The following is a 16,876-nucleotide window of genomic DNA, read 5'->3' on the forward strand; positions in this document are numbered from 1 at the left end:
AAGTGAAGGAGAATATGTCAGAAGCAATTAAACTGTTTCAGTATAATACGTTAAGTGCACTTATGGCTGGTCTTTATGGTGGAACATTGACTATAGGTGAACTTTTAGAACATGGGGATTTGGGGATTGGAACACTAGATTCTATTGACGGGGAACTGATTATTCTTGATGGTAAAGCGTATCAAGCTAAAGGATCTGATGGTAAAGCAGAGGTGGTAGAAGTTTCTGATGATGTCAAAATTCCTTATGCTGCTGTCGTCCCTCACCGAGCTGAAGTGGTTTTTAAACAACGCTTTGAAATGACTGATAAGGAATTAGAAAAACGCATTGAGTCATATTATGATGGTGTTAATTTATTTCGTTCAATTAAGATAAAAGGAACATTTGTGAAGATGCATGTTCGTATGATTCCAAAGTCAGCCCCTGACATTAAGTTTGCTGATGTTGCTACACGCCAACCAGAATACACACGTGAAAATATTTCAGGGACGATTGTCGGAATTTGGACACCAAAGATGTTCCATGGTGTGAGTGTTGCAGGTTATCATTTGCATTTTATTTCTGATGATTTCACATTTGGTGGTCATGTGATGGATTTTATTATTTCAGAAGGTGTTGTTGAAGTTGGGCCAGTTGATCAACTAGATCAGCGTTTTCCGGTTCAGGATCGTAAATACCTTTTTGCAAAATTTAATATGGATGAATTGAAAGAAGATATTGAAAAAAGCGAATGACGTCATGAATGTCATTATACGCATAAGATGTCTTGGTTCTATTAGGAAAACTAGAAGATATGGGTTGTTACGCTGAAATATCTAGAAAATCAGGAGTAGTCTCACAATAATGATACTATCATAAAGAGAATCTTGTATTAAAAAGCTATATGAACTTATAGAAGAATGACACTTTAATCTGTACTGCCCCCAAAAAGTTGGACCATTAATTATGATAAGGATTTAGTTCTGTATTGTACAGGGCTAAGTCCTTTTCTACCATTTGTCAAGCATATCAAGGTATTTGATGAAAAATAGTTTGAGTTCCATATGTCAAACTAAGGAAATTGTCTTTTTTTGAGCTAAAGTTTAGTATAAAAAGTGTACACAAAACCAACACCTTACCTAGTGATTTTTTTGATAAGGTGTTACAATAATATGGCATAAACAATTTTACCGATTTTGGGTAGAAGTATAATCGTAAAGTTTGTTATGCGTTATGAGGTAATACATTGTTCTGATGAGACGATGTATAGAGGCAATCGTATGTGGTTTGGTTGAAGTTACTTACGATTGTCTTTTCCGTTTCTCATAGAAATCTGCAATATGACAAAGATTGGTATGGCTAGCTGAAGCTATGTTATGAATGCACTTAAAGAGAATCTTTCTGGCATAGGGATTCCCACGTTTGGTGATATGTTCCTTAGCTAGAAAGTTCCCAGATTCATAATGTCTGAGATCAATGCCGATAAAAGCATTGATTTGATTGGCAGAGTGAAATCGACGAATGTCACCTAGTTCACCAATAATACTTGTCGCTGTGGTTTCAGCTATTCCAGGAATAGAGAGAAGAATCTCGTATTCTGGCAAAGATTGAGCCAATGTTACCATCTCCTCTAAAACACCTTGTCTGTATTCAGAAAGCCTAAGTAACTCCCCTGCATAATATTTGACCTCTTCCATCATTGGAGAGGTTTTTTTGACCGCACAATAAGACTGATTAGCTAGTTTTGTAAGCTTATCTACTAAGTAAGTTACACGTTTTTCAGAGATGCGTTTTGATGTAGACTGACGGATGATAGCTGTTAATGCGGCGTCATCCAACTCCAGTACAAAACTATTACATGGAAAAGTCATGACCAAGTTCCAATATTGTTTCCCAGTTGGTGCCGACAAGATGTTTTCCAATTCAGGAAAAGTGACTTGTAAAACCTTGTGCAGACGGTTTTTAGCGCAGACAATATCCTCAGTAAGATTCTGATAGAAACGGCTGAGGTCGCGTAATTCTTGATAAAGCGCGTCTTGGACATAGCTTGGTTTACGATTGAGGATGAACTGAGACATAGCTAGTTTTTCAGCGTCAATCTTATCCGTTTTACGTACTCGTAAGCTATCTAGTTGTTTTTTGGATTCTAAGGGATTGAGTCGTGTATAAGCGTAACTATTGTCCTCAAAGAAGACCTGAATACGGCGATAACCATAATTACCTTTATGGTCATCGTAAATGGTTTGAATCATCTCTTTGACCTTCTTATCTTTATTAGCTCTATTAAAACGTTTCAACTGATAATAGTAAGTAGAATGAGCTAGCTTAGCGGTTTTCAGTAAAAGGTCTAATCGAAATCCTCCTGAGACCAGTTCTCTAACAGTCTCCGCCTTGTGCGCTGTAAGATTTCTCCCTCAAGCGCAATTCTCTCAACTTTTTTAGATAAGCTACCTCAGCACGCAGATGTTCATTCTCTTCAAGAACATGCTCTAGCTCAGTCATCTCTTCAGGCGTCTTTTTTTAGGTTTACCCCCCATCTTACTCGGTCTCCCTCGTTGTTTCTTAACAATAATATACCCGTTTTTCTTGTATTGTGCTATCCAATTTGGTAATGTTCTCATATTAGGAAGCGCATAGTCAATAGAAACACTCCCTTGAGAATCCCCTTGAATCAGAACCTTATCAATGATTTCCTGTTTTAGCTCAGGGGAATAGTGACGATTGGCTGTCTTTTGAATAACCTTGATACCATGACGCTCAATTAAGCGGAACATATTAAGTTATTAGTATTCATACCGAACTGGTCATGAATTTATGACCAAGTAACGCCTGATTTTCTCATCTCATATATTTTTACTTTATCTTCATAACTTAATGTCATGCAAAAAGCACCCTAATTGTTAGATTTTATGTCCAACTTTTGAGGTGCAGTTTAAAATTGATTGTCTTTTTTGTTTTGTAGATATTTAAGGGTGAATCTTTATCACACTTATATTGAATAAATCTGATTGTGTGTCAGAAATAGTATCAAATATGAAGTCTGATAGAAGTATTTAAAACGATTGTGGGAGAGGGGATATAGTGATGAGCCAAATTTGCTTACTTCTGCGGTGGTTTTAAACACTGTGAAAAATTGATTATACTAAACAAATAAGTTGTTGGGAAAAAGTCCTTGTTTATGATACTTTTCCCAATATGAGTTACTAAGTTTCATTATGTTGATAATCTATTGTTTTCCCCTAATGGAGTTGATAAAATTAAAATGTAAACGATAACAAAAGGAGGAAATCTTATGTCAGTAGTATTAGCAAGAATTGATCAACGTCTTATACATGGTATTGTGGTTACCCAATGGGCAGGATTTACAAAAGCAAAACGTCTCATGGTTGTGGATGACGAGATTAGCAAAGATGAAAGTCAGAAGGCAGCAATGAGAATGAGTAAGCCAGCTGGTACAGGTATGTCTATCATTGATACTAATACCGCTATTACCAATTTTGCAGCAGGGAAATATGACAGTCATAATGTATTTTTGATTGTTCGCCATCCTCAAACGCTAGTTGATTTGGTTAAGGGAGGAGTAGCTATTCCAAAAGTTAATATCGGAATTATATTTGATGGTCCTGGTAAAAAGACAATTAGGAAAATGGTTTCAGTAAATGATGAGGAAATCAATTCTTTGAAGGAATTGGAGAAACTTGGTATTGAAGTGACTTTCCATTTTGTCCCAAATGACGTTGAGGAGCCAATGAGTTACTACATTGATTGAGGTAAAAAGAAATGGATATTATTCAAGGAATCTTAATTATTTTACTATCATTTTGGGTAGTATTAGATCAACAAGGACTGGTCGTTGTGACTTGGTTTCCTATTATGGTGTCATTATTTGTTGGTCTTATCATGGGGGATATGGAAACAGCTATGGTTATTGGTGGAACTTTCCAATTAATGTCTTTAGGTGTTGCCAATATCGGGGGCTCATCCGTTCCAAACTGGGGATTAGCAGCGCTAGTTGGAGGTTATGTTGCGATTAAAAGCACGACAACTATTGAAGAGGCTAAGGCTGTTGCACTTGCTGTTGGGGTTCCAGTTGGTATGTTAGGAATTCAGTTAGATGTATTAGCCAAAATTTTAAATACTTATGTAGCACACTGGGCACAGAAAGCAGCTAATGCTAAACAGTTTGAGAAAATGAATCGGATTCTTTGGATTGGTCCACTTATTTTTGGATTATCGACGGCTATCCCAACGACTTTATGTGTTTTATTTGGACAAACAATTGTTACACTTATACTGAACTATGTGCCTGATTGGGTTACGAGCGGCTTGACGATTGCTGGAAATATGCTTCCGGTTGTGGGGATTGCTTTATTACTACAAGTTATGCCAGCAAAAAAATATTTATCCCTATTATTAATTGGCTTTGTCTTGACAGCGTATCTTAATTTACCAATCTTAGGAGTCTCTATTGTTGGACTAGCGTTAGCGTATTATTATTTCACAACAACAATTCAGAAAGTTACGACTTCTAATCTTAATACCGTTGAAGAAATAGGAGATGATTTTGATGAATAAGCAAAATGATATTGTAACAAATAAAGATATTAATAAAGCAGCTTTTAGATATATGTTTATGGCTTGTAATACTTTTAACTACGAAACTCAACAAGGACCCGCAGTGGTGTTTGGATTAAATAAATTATTGAGAAAAATTTATTCTAATGACGATGAGTATGTTGCTGCTTTAAATAATCATTTTAAATACTTTAATACGACAACTTGGATGGCTAATGTTTTACTTGGAGCGAGTGTGGCAATGGAAGAAAGAGATGGCGTTGCTGCTCAAGAAGCTGTTCAGAGCTTTAAAACAGGAATGATGGGGCCTTTAGCGGGTATAGGTGACACTCTTGTTTGGGTTCTTTATCCAACTATCATTGGTTCAATAGCTGCATATATGGGATTAGAAGGAAATCCTACAGGAGCAATTACTTGGTTACTACTCAATATCATCTTTCTGTTATTTAGAGTGAAGCTATTTAAGATTGGTTACCAATCAGGTATCAAATTAGTAACAGCTCTAGGTGATCGACTTAGTGTTTTTACTGAAGCAGCTTCTATAATGGGCTTAACCGTTATTGGTGCTTTAGTGGCTTCTGTCATCAAAATTAATGTTGCTCCTGTTTTTAAAACAGGAGAAGTCTCTTTATCTTTACAAACAGAAGTTTTAGATAAAATTATGCCGTCGCTATTACCTGCATTATTAACGCTAGTTGTTTATAAATTGATTGCAAGTAAAAAAATGTCTGTTATCCAGATTATATTTGGAATTATTGTATTATCTATTATTTTATCTTATTTTGGGATTTTGAAAGCGTAGGTTTATGATATGGTTAAAGTTATAATTGCTAGTCATCGTCATTTAGCAGATGGTATGGATGATACGTTGAAGTATCTAGTTCCTTCCCTGACGAATATTGAAACCATCAGTGCATATGTTGATAATGAGCCAATTACTGTGGCTGTTGAAGCGGCATTAAATCGTTGTCAAGGTACGGAAGATATCCTGGTTTTTACAGATTTGTTGGGGGGATCAGTCAATCAGGAATTTGTTAAACAGTTAAAACCAAATGTTCATTTGATTACAGGTATGAATTTGCCAGTTATTATGTCTTTGTTACTCCAATTGGAAAATCAAGACTTATCTGAGTCACTAATCACACAGGCGATTGAAGAGGCTAAAAATCAGATTATTTACGTTAATCATTTTCTACAAGAAACAGTCGATTCAGAAGATGATGAAATGTAATTTTTACAGCACATTATCTCGTTGAAAATAATATGAAGGAATAGAGTAATGGAGAAAGATTGGTGGAAATATAGTGTGGTATATCAGGTATATCCACAGAGTTTTAAAGATAGTAATGGAGATGGTATTGGGGACTTAAAAGGAGTCATTGAAAAACTTCCTTATTTATCTTTGCTAGGTATTGATGTGATATGGTTAAATCCGATTTATGAATCACCAGGGGTAGATAATGGATATGACATTAGTGATTATTATAAGGTTGATGTCAAATATGGGAAACTAGACGATTTAAAGACATTATTAGAAGAAGCCCATAAAATTGGGATGAAAGTAATCTTAGATTTGGTAGTTAATCACACCAGTAATCAACATAAATGGTTTGAAGAATCTAAAAAAAGTAAAGATAACCCTTATTCTGATTATTATATCTGGAAAGATCCAAAACCAGACGGTAGTGAACCAACTAATTGGGGATCAACTTTTGGAGGTTCAGCTTGGGAATATGTTTCAGAGAGAAACCAATATTACTTACATTGTTTTGCTAAGGAACAGCCCGATTTAAATTGGGAGAATCCTAAACTACGTGAAGAAATTTTTCAGATGATTAATTGGTGGTTTCAATTTGGTATTGATGGCTTCAGAATGGATGTCATTACATTAATTAGCAAAGATCCTAGTTATCCTGATGCACCCGAATCTTTACCATATACTAAATCGTATTATATTGGTGCATCAAATGGTCCTAGGGTTCATGAGTACTTACATGAATTAAACCAGAAAGTGCTTAAACGGTATAATGTGATGACGGTAGGTGAGGCGCCTAATACCAATGCTGATCAGGCTCTTCGTTATACGAAAGCTGAAAATGAAGAATTAAATATGGTTTTTCATTTTGATCATATGCATTTAGATTACGGACGTTATGGTAAATTTTCTGATGTCCGTTTTAAATTAAGTGATCTGAAGAAGGTATTATCTGAATGGCAAGACAAATTATCTGAAGGGTGGAATAGTTTATATTGGAGTAATCATGATCAGCCTAGGGTGGTAACACGATTTGGTAATGATGAGTTATATCGTGTCGAATCTGCTAAGATGTTAGGAACCCTACTCCATATGATGAAGGGCACACCTTATATTTTTCAAGGTGAAGAGTTAGGTATGAAGAATGTACCTTTTGCGACATTTGAGGAATATCAAGACATCGAAACTCAGTATTTTTCACAGTTAATGGAAGAAAAAGGAGAGCCTGAAAGCTATATAAAAGAATCGCTTTACCTGAAGTCAAGAGATAATGCTCGGACACCATTTCCTTGGAATGGAGATATCACCGATGGTTATGGATTTTCAACTTCAGAACCTTGGATTTCATATTCTAGTGATAATAAAGTAATTAATGCTGAAGCAGCTTTAGAGGACAAACAGTCTGTCTTTTATTACTATAAAAAGTTAATTGCTTTACGACATCAATTGCCTATCATTGTTTACGGTGACTATAAACTAATTAATAAGAGCGATAGTAATGTATATTCTTATTTGAGAACATATGAAGAACAAACTCTCCTTGTCGTATGTTCTTTTGATGACAAACCAACTTACGTTAGTCTTCCAAAAGATTTACTTAAACGCTCAGGTCATTGTTTGATTCATAATTACCATAAAGAGCAATTACAGCTAAATGTTAAACAGGAACTTCAACCTTATGAAGCATTTGTTTATTTATTCACTTGAATTTAGTATAAAAAATAATGGGTAAATTATAAAAGAGGGATAATGCCTATAAACTATTCTCACATCTTGGTTTGATATCTACGGTGTAGAAGGAATAGTGGCATTATCTTTTTTGTGTCAATAATGATTCCTAAAATATGATACAATGTTATTGCGTAAAATTAGCGGCTACTATTAAGAATAGTAGTAAAAGAGATTATGCATGATGATACGGTAGTTTGGTGGAGGGGAAGAATTGAATTTTGAACAATTAGTTGGATTGCATTTTGATAAATTATCGGAGTCCGAAAAGGATTTGGCAAGATATATTATAGCTCATCAAGAAAGTATTGAAGAGTTAACGTTAGTAGAGTTAGGGCGAAAGGTCATGATGTCTAAAAGTACAGTCCTAAGGTTTTCAAAAAAGCTAGGATTTAATGGCTATTCTGAAATGAAGTATTTTATCCAATCTTCTATTGCGATGCAATTAATTCCATCAGAACAAGATGTGATTGATGAAGTGTTAGGGGATGTAAAAAATACCATTAAATTGATGAAAAATGTTGAGCTTGATAGAATATTTTCGGTGTTGAATAAAGCAAATAATGTTATTATTTATGCAACAGGATTCACACAAAATAATTTTGCAAAAGAATTTTCTAAAGAGTTATTTTTGTTCGAAAGACCCAATTTTTTATTATCTGGAGAGACAGATTTTTCGGCTATTTCTAATATGTTAAATGATGAAGATCTTGTTATTGTTATTTCTTTGAGTGGTAACACACCAAGTATCCAAGAGACATTAAAGAATTTAATGTTAAAACAAGTATCTATTTTAGGTATCACTGAATTTGGAGATAGTTTTTTAAGACAACACTCCACTTATCAACTGTATTACGAAACTAGTGAATTAGAGGTTAACTTTAAAGATAGTAAATCGATGTCTGGTCTATATGTTATTTTGATATTAGTTGCTCGTATGTATAATTTATATAGAAGACAATATAAACACAAGCTATAAATTATCCTGTAATTCTAAACAGAGAGTTGATTTTTATTCATATTTATCCTAAAATAGAAAGCGTTGCACGTGTGAATTTTGTATTAAATTTATTAATTGAATTTGTGCAGCAGTTTGAAATAAAAAATAGGAGAATGTATGGATATTTTTCGAAAGACTCCAATGGCACCCAAAAAAAGTTACTTGCAACGACGTTTGGGGTTAGCAGAACTAATCTTTTTAGGAGTAGGTTCGATTGTTGGAACAGGTATTTTTACGATAACAGGAATGGGTGCTGCTCAATATGCAGGACCTGCTATTACAGTATCAATTCTTATTGCGGCTTTTTGTGTAACGATATCAGCTCTGTTTTTTGCTGAATTTTCTTCAAGGTTACCTCATTCAGGAGGTGTTTATCGCTATTTGTATACTGTTTTTGGAGAGTACCCTGCCTGGATTGCTGGTTGGTTTATGATCATCGAATTTGCAGGTGCCATTTCAACAGCGGCTTCTGGCTGGGGAGAATATCTAAAAGCTTTCTTGAAAACATTTGGAATAAGCTTACCAACTGCTTTAAGTGGCCCATTTAATCCTAAGAACGGAACTTATATTGATATCGTTCCCGTTCTCTTATTATTTTTCGTAACTGCCTTTGTTTTACTAGGGGTTCAAACGGTTCTAAGATTTAATTCTATTTTAGTTATCTTTAAATTAGCTGTTTTACTCATCTTTATTGCCTTAGGGCTGACAGCTATTAATGTTGATAATTGGAGCAATTTTGCCCCATACGGTTTTGGTCAAATTTATGGCGGAAAAGTTGGGATTATGGCAGGAGCCTCTTTGATGTTCTTTGCATTTCTGGGATTTGAATCCATTTCAATGGCAGCAGATGAAACAAAGGAACCGCAAAAGAAAATCCCACAAGGCATTTTTATCTCAATCGGCTTGGTGACTTTGTTGTATGTTGCGGTAACCTTGATTTTAACAGGAACTGTTCACTATTCAAAATTGAATATTACGGATGTTGTTCCGTATGTGTTGCGTAGCATTGGTTTTCCATTTATCGGAAATTTTGTATCAATTGTTGTTATCATGACACTTGTTACCGTCTGCATTTCCATGATGTACGCTTTAACACGTATGATTTATAATATTAGTTGTGACGGTCTTTTGCCTGAACAATTTCAAGAATTAACACCGAAGAGTAAAGTTCCTAAGAAAGCAACTATTTTTGTTGGTTTGGTAACCATGTTCTTTTCAGGTGTGTTGCAATTAGAAATTTTAGCCTTGTTGGTTAATATTGTGACCTTGGCTTATCTGATTTTGTTAGCTTTGGGAGTGATTAAACTTCGCAAAGATTTTGGCGAACCAAAAGAGGAAGAATTTAGAACACCTTGGGTGCCATTTTTACCGCTGCTATCGATTGTTATTTACTTGTCATTGATGACACAATGCAAAGCGATTACTTGGTATGGTTTCATTGCATCCTTTATTCTTGGAAGTCTCATCTATTTTGGATATGGATACAGACATTCTAAGTTAAGAGAAGATAGTAAAAAATAAGAAAACTCACTTTAAATCAACCGAAAGGAAGGTTTAGAGTGAGTTTTTGTTTATTTTGTCATGCGCATACTGTTGATTTTTTCTTCGGTCGGAGTGACACGAAGCGTTTTTTGACCAGTATAAGTTACAAAACCAGGTTTGCCACCAGTTGGTTTGTTAAGCTTTTTAGCTTCAATCATATCAACCTGAACAAGGTTGGACAGACGTGCTTTTGAGTAGTAGGCAGCTAATTCAGCAGCGTCAGTTTTGACTTCGTCACTTGGATTGAGATTATCCTTGATAAGAACGTGGCTACCAGGAATATCCTTAGCATGGAACCAAAGTTCTCCTTTTTTTGCCATTTTGAAAGTCAATTCATCATTTTGCAGATTGTTGCGTCCAACCATGATAATCGTTTTGCCATCTGAAGCCAAGTATTGTTCTGGTTTTTTGCGTTTGTGGCCTTTATCGCGCGTGCGACGTTTGACAAAGCCAGTTTCGACTAATTCCTCGCGAATATCCTCGATATCAGAAATTGACGCGTGATTCAACGCTGTTTCAACGCTTTCGAGGTAAGTAATCGTATCCTTAGTTTCTTGAATAAGGCCTGTCAAGTGCTTCACAGCTTCTTTCAATTTTTGGTATTTTTTGAAATAACGCTGCGCATTTTGACTAGGTGTCAGGCTTTTATCGAGCGCAATGACGATTTTTTCGTTGGTGTAGTAGTTGTCTAATTCGACTTGGTCTTGATTGTTTGGCACTAGCGTGAGATAGGTTGTTAAGAGTTCTCCTTTTTGGCGGAATTCTTCCGCATTTTCCGTCGCTAATAATTCTTTTTCTTGCTTACCAAGTTTTTTGATATTTTTATCCAATTCTGTTTGAACACGGTGAATCAAATCGCTTGATTGCTGATTGATACGGTCGCGTTCAGCCTTATCTTGATAAAAAACATCCAAGAGTTCAGAAAGACTGTCAAATTGCTTATCGCTCTTGTCAAATAGCACAGCAGCAAATGATTTATCGGTCATATTTGGCTGACATGGTCTAGCAAAAAAAGTACGGAATTGTTTCAGCTTGTTGTTGCTGAGCTGAGCAGCCAGGTTTTCTGCAGTATCACGTCCTAAGCCTTGGAAAAGTTTTTGCAGATTGCGCGGTGCCAAATCTTCTGTCTGCAAAAGTTCAAATAATTTTTCATCTGAAACAGTGAAAGGATTTTTAGCCTCTGTTTTTGGCGGTGCAAGATAAGTTGAGCCAGGCAAGATAGTGCGGTAGCTATTTTGTGAGAAACCAATATGCTTGATTGACTCGATAATCTTGCTTTCAGCTTTATCAATCAAAATAATATTGCTGTGTTTGCCCATGATTTCAACCATCAAGGTGACTTTGATGTTATCACCGATTTCATTTTTATTAGAAAATGCGATTTCTAAAATACGGTCATTTTCAATCTGCGTAATGCTCTCAATGATTGCCCCTTGAAGGTATTTTCGAATAATCATAGTAAATGTATTTGGGGTTTGTGGATTTTGAAAATCAGCTGTCGTAATCTGCACACGTCCGAAAACAGGATGAGCAGAAAGCAAGAGCTTATAATTCTTACGATTATTGCGAATGGTTAAAACCAACTCACGTTCAAAAGGTTGATTGACCTTTTGAATACGTCCATAAAGTAGCTCTTCTTGTAATTCTTTTGTTAAATGGTGTAGAAAAAAACCATCAAATGACATGATTAAAGTTGTCGCAAGACTAGCTAATCAAAAATGATAAGAAATCTTACGACGTCTCCTTTCTAATCTCATGTGTTCAATCCCTTTATTATACCATATCCTTGGCGAAAACTGGGATTTTAGTCATGGAAAAGTTGCTGATATTATTTTTTATAAAACATTTTTATTCTTAGTTAACATAAAGGAGATCTGAAGATACTTGTCTGTCTGAAAACAGATAGCTATTGATAACGCTTTGATTGCATCTTTTACTAAATAACAAAGTTTAATAAATAATAAAATTAAGAAAATTTCGAAAAGTGCTTGAAATTTCTAAAATTTAGGATATAATATAAAAAAACACAGGAGGAAGCTAAGATGAACAACACACAAATTCTTACAAATTGGCAAAGTTGGCGTAGGTAGAGTTGTGTTTATGTGTTTGCATAGATACGACTTTTGGAGTACTTCTAAAAAGTATCTATGCGCTAATCTTAGTTACAGGATAAAAAAGGCGTGTAGTAGATTTTTACTAGACGCTTTTCTTTTTAGTTGACTCACATTATTAACGAATAATATTGATATAGAATTTTAACTAAAAAATTAATGGAGAGAAAATGAAAAATAAAGCACTTATTGGAACCCTTATTGCTCTTGTTATTTTAGTTGCTGGTTCGATGATTTATGACCAGACTAAAAGAGATTCAAGTAAAAATGATGTGGTTAAAATTGGTATTTTGCAGTATGTGACGCACGATGCTCTAGATGAGATTGAAAAAGGAATTGAGGACGGTCTTGCTGAGGCTGGCTATGATAGTGATAACGCTGAAATTACGATGTTGAATGCTGAAGGTGACCAAAGCAAGATTCAAACGATGAGTAAGCAGCTGGTCAATGCTAAAAACGATGTTTTGATTGGTATTGCAACACCAGCCGCACAAGGTTTGGCATCAGCGACAAGTGATATTCCAGTTGTTATGGGAGCTATTTCTGACCCAGTTGGTGCAAAATTAGTTAAAAATCTTGAAGAACCAGAAGGAAACGTAACAGGGGTTTCCAACCAAGTTCCGATTGAACAAAGCGTAGAGCTCATTCAAAAAATCACACCAAATGCCAAGACAATCGGCGTTTTATATGCTAGTAGCGAGGATAATTCAGTATCACAAGTCGCTGAATTTAAAAAGGATGCTGAAGTTGCTGGCATTAATGTCATTGAATACGCCGTACCGTCAACAAATGAAATCACAACAACAATGTCGGTTATGACAGGAAAAGTCGATGCTATCTTTGTTCCACAAGACAATACCATTGCATCAGCCTTTACGACGGTTGTTAATGCTGCCAATGCTGCGAAAATTCCGATTTATTCATGCGTTGATACAATGGTAGAGCAAGGAAGCATTGCATCAGTTGCCCAAAGTCAGTATGATTTAGGTGTGGAAACGGCAAAAATTGCTGTTAAATTGTTAGCAGGTAAAAAAGTGTCAGAAGTTCCTGTTAATATTGTCAATACAGGGACACCAACCCTTAACTTGAAAGCTGCACAAGAGCTTGGTATTACAATACCAGATAGTGTTCTTTCAGAAGCCACAGTGGCTGTTGAGGCAGATGATAATTAAGGAAGAAGGAGAAAAATCAGATGATTATTTCGTCAGTATCACAAGGGCTTTTGTGGGGAATTCTTGGTCTAGGAATTTACCTCACCTTTAGAATCTTGAACTTTCCAGATATGACAACAGAAGGCTCATTTCCGCTTGGAGGAGCAGTGGCTGTTACTTTGATGAACCATGGTTTTCATCCTATTTTAGCAACACTTGCAGGAATGCTTTCAGGGTGTTTTGCAGGGCTTGTGACAGGCTTGCTTTATACTAAAGGAAAAATCCCAACCATTTTAGCAGGAATTTTGGTGATGACCTCTTGTAACTCAATCATGCTCATGATTATGAAACGTGCTAATCTTGGTTTGCTTGATATTAAAACATTGCAAGATTTATTCCCGTTTGCAGATAGCACTAACTTGCTGATTATTGGTCTTTTAGCGGTTGTTATTGTGATTTCAGGATTAATTTTCTTCCTGTACACACGACTTGGTCAGGCTTATATCGCTACTGGTGATAACCGTGATATGGCAAAAAGTTTTGGGATTAATACCGACCGCATGGAAGTTATGGGGCTTACGATTTCAAATGGATTGATTGCTTTATCAGGTGCTCTTGTCAGCCAACAAGATGGCTACGCTGATGTCTCGAAAGGAATTGGTGTGATTGTTATCGGACTTGCTAGTATCATTATCGGAGAAGTGTTGTATTCAACTGGTTTAACACTTTTAGAGCGTTTGATTGCCATTGTTGTTGGGTCAATTTTGTATCAATTCTTAATCACAGCAGTTATTGCCCTTGGCTTCAATACGAACTACCTCAAATTGTTCAGTGCTCTTGTCTTGGCACTCTGTCTCATGGTTCCCGTTCTTAAAAATAAATTTTTCAAAGGAGTGACCTTATCGCGATGAAAAAAATTGTAGAATTAAAAAATGCTACCGTTCAAGTTAATAACGGTCTTGACGAGGTCAAAACAATCCTTGATGACGTGAATTTGACAATTTATGAACATGATTTTTTGACGATTTTAGGTGGGAACGGTGCTGGGAAATCAACGCTTTTTAACGTGATTGCTGGAACTTTGATGTTGACTAGCGGAAGCATTTATATCCTAGACAAAGATGTGACACATTTACCTGCTGAAAAACGTGCAAACTATTTGGCGCGTGTCTTTCAAGACCCTAAAATGGGAACAGCACCACGTATGACTGTGGCTGAAAACCTTCTTATTGCCAAATATCGTGGTGAAAAACGTGGACTTTTGCCACGAAAAATTCATGCGTTTACCGATGAATTTCAAGCGTTGGTTGCACGAACTGGTAATGGTCTTGAAAAGCATTTGGAAACGCCGACTGGGCTTTTATCAGGTGGGCAACGTCAAGCACTTAGCTTGCTCATGGCAACGCTAAAACGCCCAGAATTGTTGCTACTTGATGAACATACGGCAGCCCTTGACCCTAAGACGAGTGTATCCTTGATGAATTTAACAGATGAATTTGTATCAGGTGACCACTTGACAGCACTCATGATTACACACCACATGGAAGACGCTCTGAAATATGGTAACCGTTTGATTGTTATGAAAGACGGCAAAATCATCAAAGACCTCAATCAAGACGAAAAAGCTCAAATGGCAATCGCCGATTATTATCAATTGTTTGAATAAACACAAACGCCTTCGGGCGTTTTTTAGGTGTTCAAGTAACTTTTCCAAATCACAAAGAAGAAAATCTTCTGAAAATATGGTACAATGTTAATGCTGTAATTCGACTTGCTAACTTTTTTGGAGGCAAGGACCGTTTGTATGAAAAAAGCAAAACAATTTGCTCGTATAAAAAATAAAAATGAGGAGAAAACATCGTAATGAGCGATATTAAAATTATTGCCCTTGGAGGGGTGCGCGAAAATGCGAAAAACCTCTATGTGGTAGAAGTTAATGACTCTATTTTCATTTTGGATGCTGGACTTAAATATCCTGAAAATGAACAATTGGGTGTGGATGAAGTTATTCCAAATATTGATTACCTAGTTGAAAATAAAAAACGTGTGCAAGGAATTTTCTTGACGCATGGGCATGCAGATGCTATTGGAGCTTTGCCTTATATTCTATCGGAATTTAAAGCGCCAGTATTCGGCTCACCGTTGACAATTGAGTTAGCGAAGCTTTTTGTTAAGAAAAATAACAACGTTAAAAAATTTAATAATTTCCATGTTATTGACGCAGAAACTGAAATTGAATTTGCAGATGCGACGATTTCATTCTTTAAATCAACTCACTCAGTTCCTGAAAGTTTGGGGATTGTTGTCGGTACAGATGAGGGAAATATTGTTTACACAGGCGACTTCAAATTTGACCAAGCTGCCCGTAAATATTACCGTACAGACTTGTCTCGTTTGACTGAAATTGGGCGTGAAGGCGTGTTAGCTCTGCTTTCTGATTCTGCTAATGCGACAAGTAATGTTTTGACAGCTAGCGAATCAGAAGTTGCAGCTGAAATGGATAGCATTATCGCAGATGCTGAAGGCCGCGTGATTATTGCAGCCGTAGCTTCTAACTTGATTCGTATTCAGCAGGTATTTGATTCAGCTGCAGACTACGGTCGTCGTGTGGTTTTAACTGGTTTTGACGCTGAAAATATTGTCCGCACAGCCATTCGTATGAAACGCTTGCGTTTGGTTGATGAAAAATTGATTGTCAAACCAAAAGACATGCACAAATTTGAAGATCACGAATTGATTATTCTTGAAACTGGTCGTATGGGTGAACCAATTAATGGTTTGCAAAAAATGGCACTTGGACGCCATCGTTATGTGCAAATCAAAGAAGGTGACCTTGTTTACATCGTTACAACGCCAAGTCTTTCAAAAGAAGCAGCTGTTGCGCGTGTCGAAAATTTGATTTACAAAGCTGGCGGTGTGGTTAAACTTATCACACAAACAATGAATGTTTCAGGCCATGCCAATGCGCGTGATTTGCAGTTGATGATTAACCTTCTTCACCCAAAATATTTGTTCCCAGTTCAAGGAGAATACCGTAACTTGGCAACGCATGCTGAGTTAGCGCAAGAAGTTGGTATGTATCCAGAAAATATTTACATCGTTAAACGTGGTGATGTCATGGTTCTTGATAAAGACGGCTTTAATCACGAGGGAAGTGTCCCAGCTGGTGATGTGATGATTGATGGAAATGCTATTGGTGACGTTGGTAATATTGTTCTTCGTGACCGCAAAGTCTTGTCAGAAGATGGTATCTTCATTGTTGCCTTGACTGTTAATAAACGTGAAAAGAAAATCGTTTCAAAAGCTAAAATTCACACACGTGGTTTTGTCTATGTCAAGAAAAGCCGTGATATTCTACGTGAATCAGCTGAATTGGTTAATCAAACTGTTGAAAATTACTTGGCACAAGATAGCTTTGACTGGGGAGAATTGAAAGGAGCTGTCCGCGATGAAGTGGCAAAATTCCTTTTTGACCAAACCAAACGTCGCCCTGCTATTTTACCAGTGGTTATGGAAGTGAGATAAGAAGATAAGG

Annotated in this window: 14 protein-coding genes and 1 pseudogene; 12 read left to right on the forward strand and 3 right to left on the reverse strand. The window is 36.2% G+C overall.

What is annotated here, in order from left to right:
- Positions 1–14 precede the first annotated feature (14 nt).
- Positions 15–734, forward strand: a complete 720-nt coding sequence (gene budA, locus E8M05_RS04280; RefSeq protein WP_041973700.1) for an acetolactate decarboxylase — start codon at positions 15–17, stop codon at positions 732–734.
- A gap of 432 nt (positions 735–1,166) precedes the next feature.
- On the opposite strand, the pseudogene E8M05_RS11835 reads toward budA, so the two are convergent.
- Positions 1,167–2,318: pseudogene (locus tag E8M05_RS11835) on the reverse strand (IS110 family RNA-guided transposase).
- A 159-nt stretch (positions 2,319–2,477) separates the two neighbouring features.
- Positions 2,478–2,753 carry an IS3 family transposase gene (locus tag E8M05_RS11840; protein WP_003064267.1) on the reverse strand — a complete coding sequence of 92 codons (276 nt, stop codon included), beginning with the start codon at positions 2,751–2,753 and terminating at the stop codon, positions 2,478–2,480.
- Positions 2,754–3,271: 518 nt separating this feature from the next.
- On the opposite strand from E8M05_RS11840, the gene E8M05_RS04300 reads away from it, so the two are divergent.
- From E8M05_RS04300 to E8M05_RS04330, 7 genes are all read left to right on the forward strand, one after another.
- Entirely contained in the window at positions 3,272–3,748 is a 477-nt protein-coding gene (locus E8M05_RS04300; RefSeq protein ID WP_003064268.1) for a PTS sugar transporter subunit IIB, read from the forward strand.
- A gap of 11 nt (positions 3,749–3,759) precedes the next feature.
- The gene (locus E8M05_RS04305) at positions 3,760–4,554 is read left to right on the forward strand and encodes a PTS mannose/fructose/sorbose/N-acetylgalactosamine transporter subunit IIC (RefSeq protein ID WP_003064270.1); all 795 of its coding nucleotides are present in this window, start codon (positions 3,760–3,762) and stop codon (positions 4,552–4,554) included.
- Complete coding sequence (locus tag E8M05_RS04310) at positions 4,538–5,356, forward strand: PTS system mannose/fructose/sorbose family transporter subunit IID (RefSeq protein WP_003064274.1); 819 nt, start codon at positions 4,538–4,540, stop codon at positions 5,354–5,356. The genes E8M05_RS04305 and E8M05_RS04310 overlap by 17 nt, the downstream gene beginning before the upstream one ends.
- Positions 5,357–5,365: 9 nt before the next feature.
- On the forward strand, positions 5,366–5,785 hold the full coding sequence (locus E8M05_RS04315) for a PTS sugar transporter subunit IIA (protein ID WP_003064278.1): 420 nt from the start codon (positions 5,366–5,368) through the stop codon (positions 5,783–5,785).
- A gap of 48 nt (positions 5,786–5,833) precedes the next feature.
- Positions 5,834–7,516 carry a glycoside hydrolase family 13 protein gene (locus tag E8M05_RS04320; RefSeq protein WP_003064281.1) on the forward strand — a complete coding sequence of 561 codons (1,683 nt, stop codon included), beginning with the start codon at positions 5,834–5,836 and terminating at the stop codon, positions 7,514–7,516.
- A gap of 235 nt (positions 7,517–7,751) precedes the next feature.
- Positions 7,752–8,516, forward strand: coding sequence for a MurR/RpiR family transcriptional regulator (locus E8M05_RS04325; protein WP_003064284.1), 765 nt, complete (start codon positions 7,752–7,754; stop codon positions 8,514–8,516).
- A 138-nt stretch (positions 8,517–8,654) separates the two neighbouring features.
- Complete coding sequence (locus E8M05_RS04330; RefSeq protein ID WP_003064288.1) at positions 8,655–10,058, forward strand: APC family permease; 1,404 nt, start codon at positions 8,655–8,657, stop codon at positions 10,056–10,058.
- 50 nt (positions 10,059–10,108) lie between these two features.
- On the opposite strand, the gene E8M05_RS04335 is transcribed toward E8M05_RS04330, so the two are convergent.
- Positions 10,109–11,764, reverse strand: a complete 1,656-nt coding sequence (locus tag E8M05_RS04335) for an Rqc2 family fibronectin-binding protein (protein WP_003064291.1) — start codon at positions 11,762–11,764, stop codon at positions 10,109–10,111.
- Between the two features lie 596 nt (positions 11,765–12,360).
- Between E8M05_RS04335 and trpX the strand changes: the two genes are divergently transcribed.
- The 4 genes from trpX (at position 12,361) to E8M05_RS04355 (ending at position 16,866) form a co-directional block, all read left to right on the forward strand.
- Positions 12,361–13,362, forward strand: coding sequence for a tryptophan ABC transporter substrate-binding protein (trpX, locus tag E8M05_RS04340; RefSeq protein ID WP_003064294.1), 1,002 nt, complete (start codon positions 12,361–12,363; stop codon positions 13,360–13,362).
- 20 nt (positions 13,363–13,382) lie between these two features.
- Entirely contained in the window at positions 13,383–14,252 is an 870-nt protein-coding gene (locus E8M05_RS04345) for an ABC transporter permease (RefSeq protein WP_013851683.1), read from the forward strand.
- Complete coding sequence (locus tag E8M05_RS04350) at positions 14,249–15,007, forward strand: ABC transporter ATP-binding protein (protein ID WP_003064301.1); 759 nt, start codon at positions 14,249–14,251, stop codon at positions 15,005–15,007. The genes E8M05_RS04345 and E8M05_RS04350 overlap by 4 nt, the downstream gene beginning before the upstream one ends.
- A gap of 197 nt (positions 15,008–15,204) precedes the next feature.
- Positions 15,205–16,866 carry a ribonuclease J gene (locus E8M05_RS04355; protein WP_003064302.1) on the forward strand — a complete coding sequence of 554 codons (1,662 nt, stop codon included), beginning with the start codon at positions 15,205–15,207 and terminating at the stop codon, positions 16,864–16,866.
- Positions 16,867–16,876 lie beyond the last annotated feature (10 nt).

Source organism: Streptococcus pasteurianus, from assembly GCF_004843545.1.
Classification (GTDB): Bacteria; Bacillota; Bacilli; order Lactobacillales; family Streptococcaceae; genus Streptococcus; species Streptococcus pasteurianus.

Coding starts and splice junctions, on each gene's coding strand:
- budA (WP_041973700.1), top strand. CDS start 15: ATGTCAGAAGCAATTAAACTGTTTCAGTATAATACGTTAAGTGCACTT.
- E8M05_RS11840 (WP_003064267.1), bottom strand. CDS start 2,753: ATGTTCCGCTTAATTGAGCGTCATGGTATCAAGGTTATTCAAAAGACA.
- E8M05_RS04300 (WP_003064268.1), top strand. CDS start 3,272: ATGTCAGTAGTATTAGCAAGAATTGATCAACGTCTTATACATGGTATT.
- E8M05_RS04305 (WP_003064270.1), top strand. CDS start 3,760: ATGGATATTATTCAAGGAATCTTAATTATTTTACTATCATTTTGGGTA.
- E8M05_RS04310 (WP_003064274.1), top strand. CDS start 4,538: ATGATTTTGATGAATAAGCAAAATGATATTGTAACAAATAAAGATATT.
- E8M05_RS04315 (WP_003064278.1), top strand. CDS start 5,366: ATGGTTAAAGTTATAATTGCTAGTCATCGTCATTTAGCAGATGGTATG.
- E8M05_RS04320 (WP_003064281.1), top strand. CDS start 5,834: ATGGAGAAAGATTGGTGGAAATATAGTGTGGTATATCAGGTATATCCA.
- E8M05_RS04330 (WP_003064288.1), top strand. CDS start 8,655: ATGGATATTTTTCGAAAGACTCCAATGGCACCCAAAAAAAGTTACTTG.
- E8M05_RS04335 (WP_003064291.1), bottom strand. CDS start 11,764: ATGTCATTTGATGGTTTTTTTCTACACCATTTAACAAAAGAATTACAA.
- trpX (WP_003064294.1), top strand. CDS start 12,361: ATGAAAAATAAAGCACTTATTGGAACCCTTATTGCTCTTGTTATTTTA.
- E8M05_RS04345 (WP_013851683.1), top strand. CDS start 13,383: ATGATTATTTCGTCAGTATCACAAGGGCTTTTGTGGGGAATTCTTGGT.
- E8M05_RS04350 (WP_003064301.1), top strand. CDS start 14,249: ATGAAAAAAATTGTAGAATTAAAAAATGCTACCGTTCAAGTTAATAAC.
- E8M05_RS04355 (WP_003064302.1), top strand. CDS start 15,205: ATGAGCGATATTAAAATTATTGCCCTTGGAGGGGTGCGCGAAAATGCG.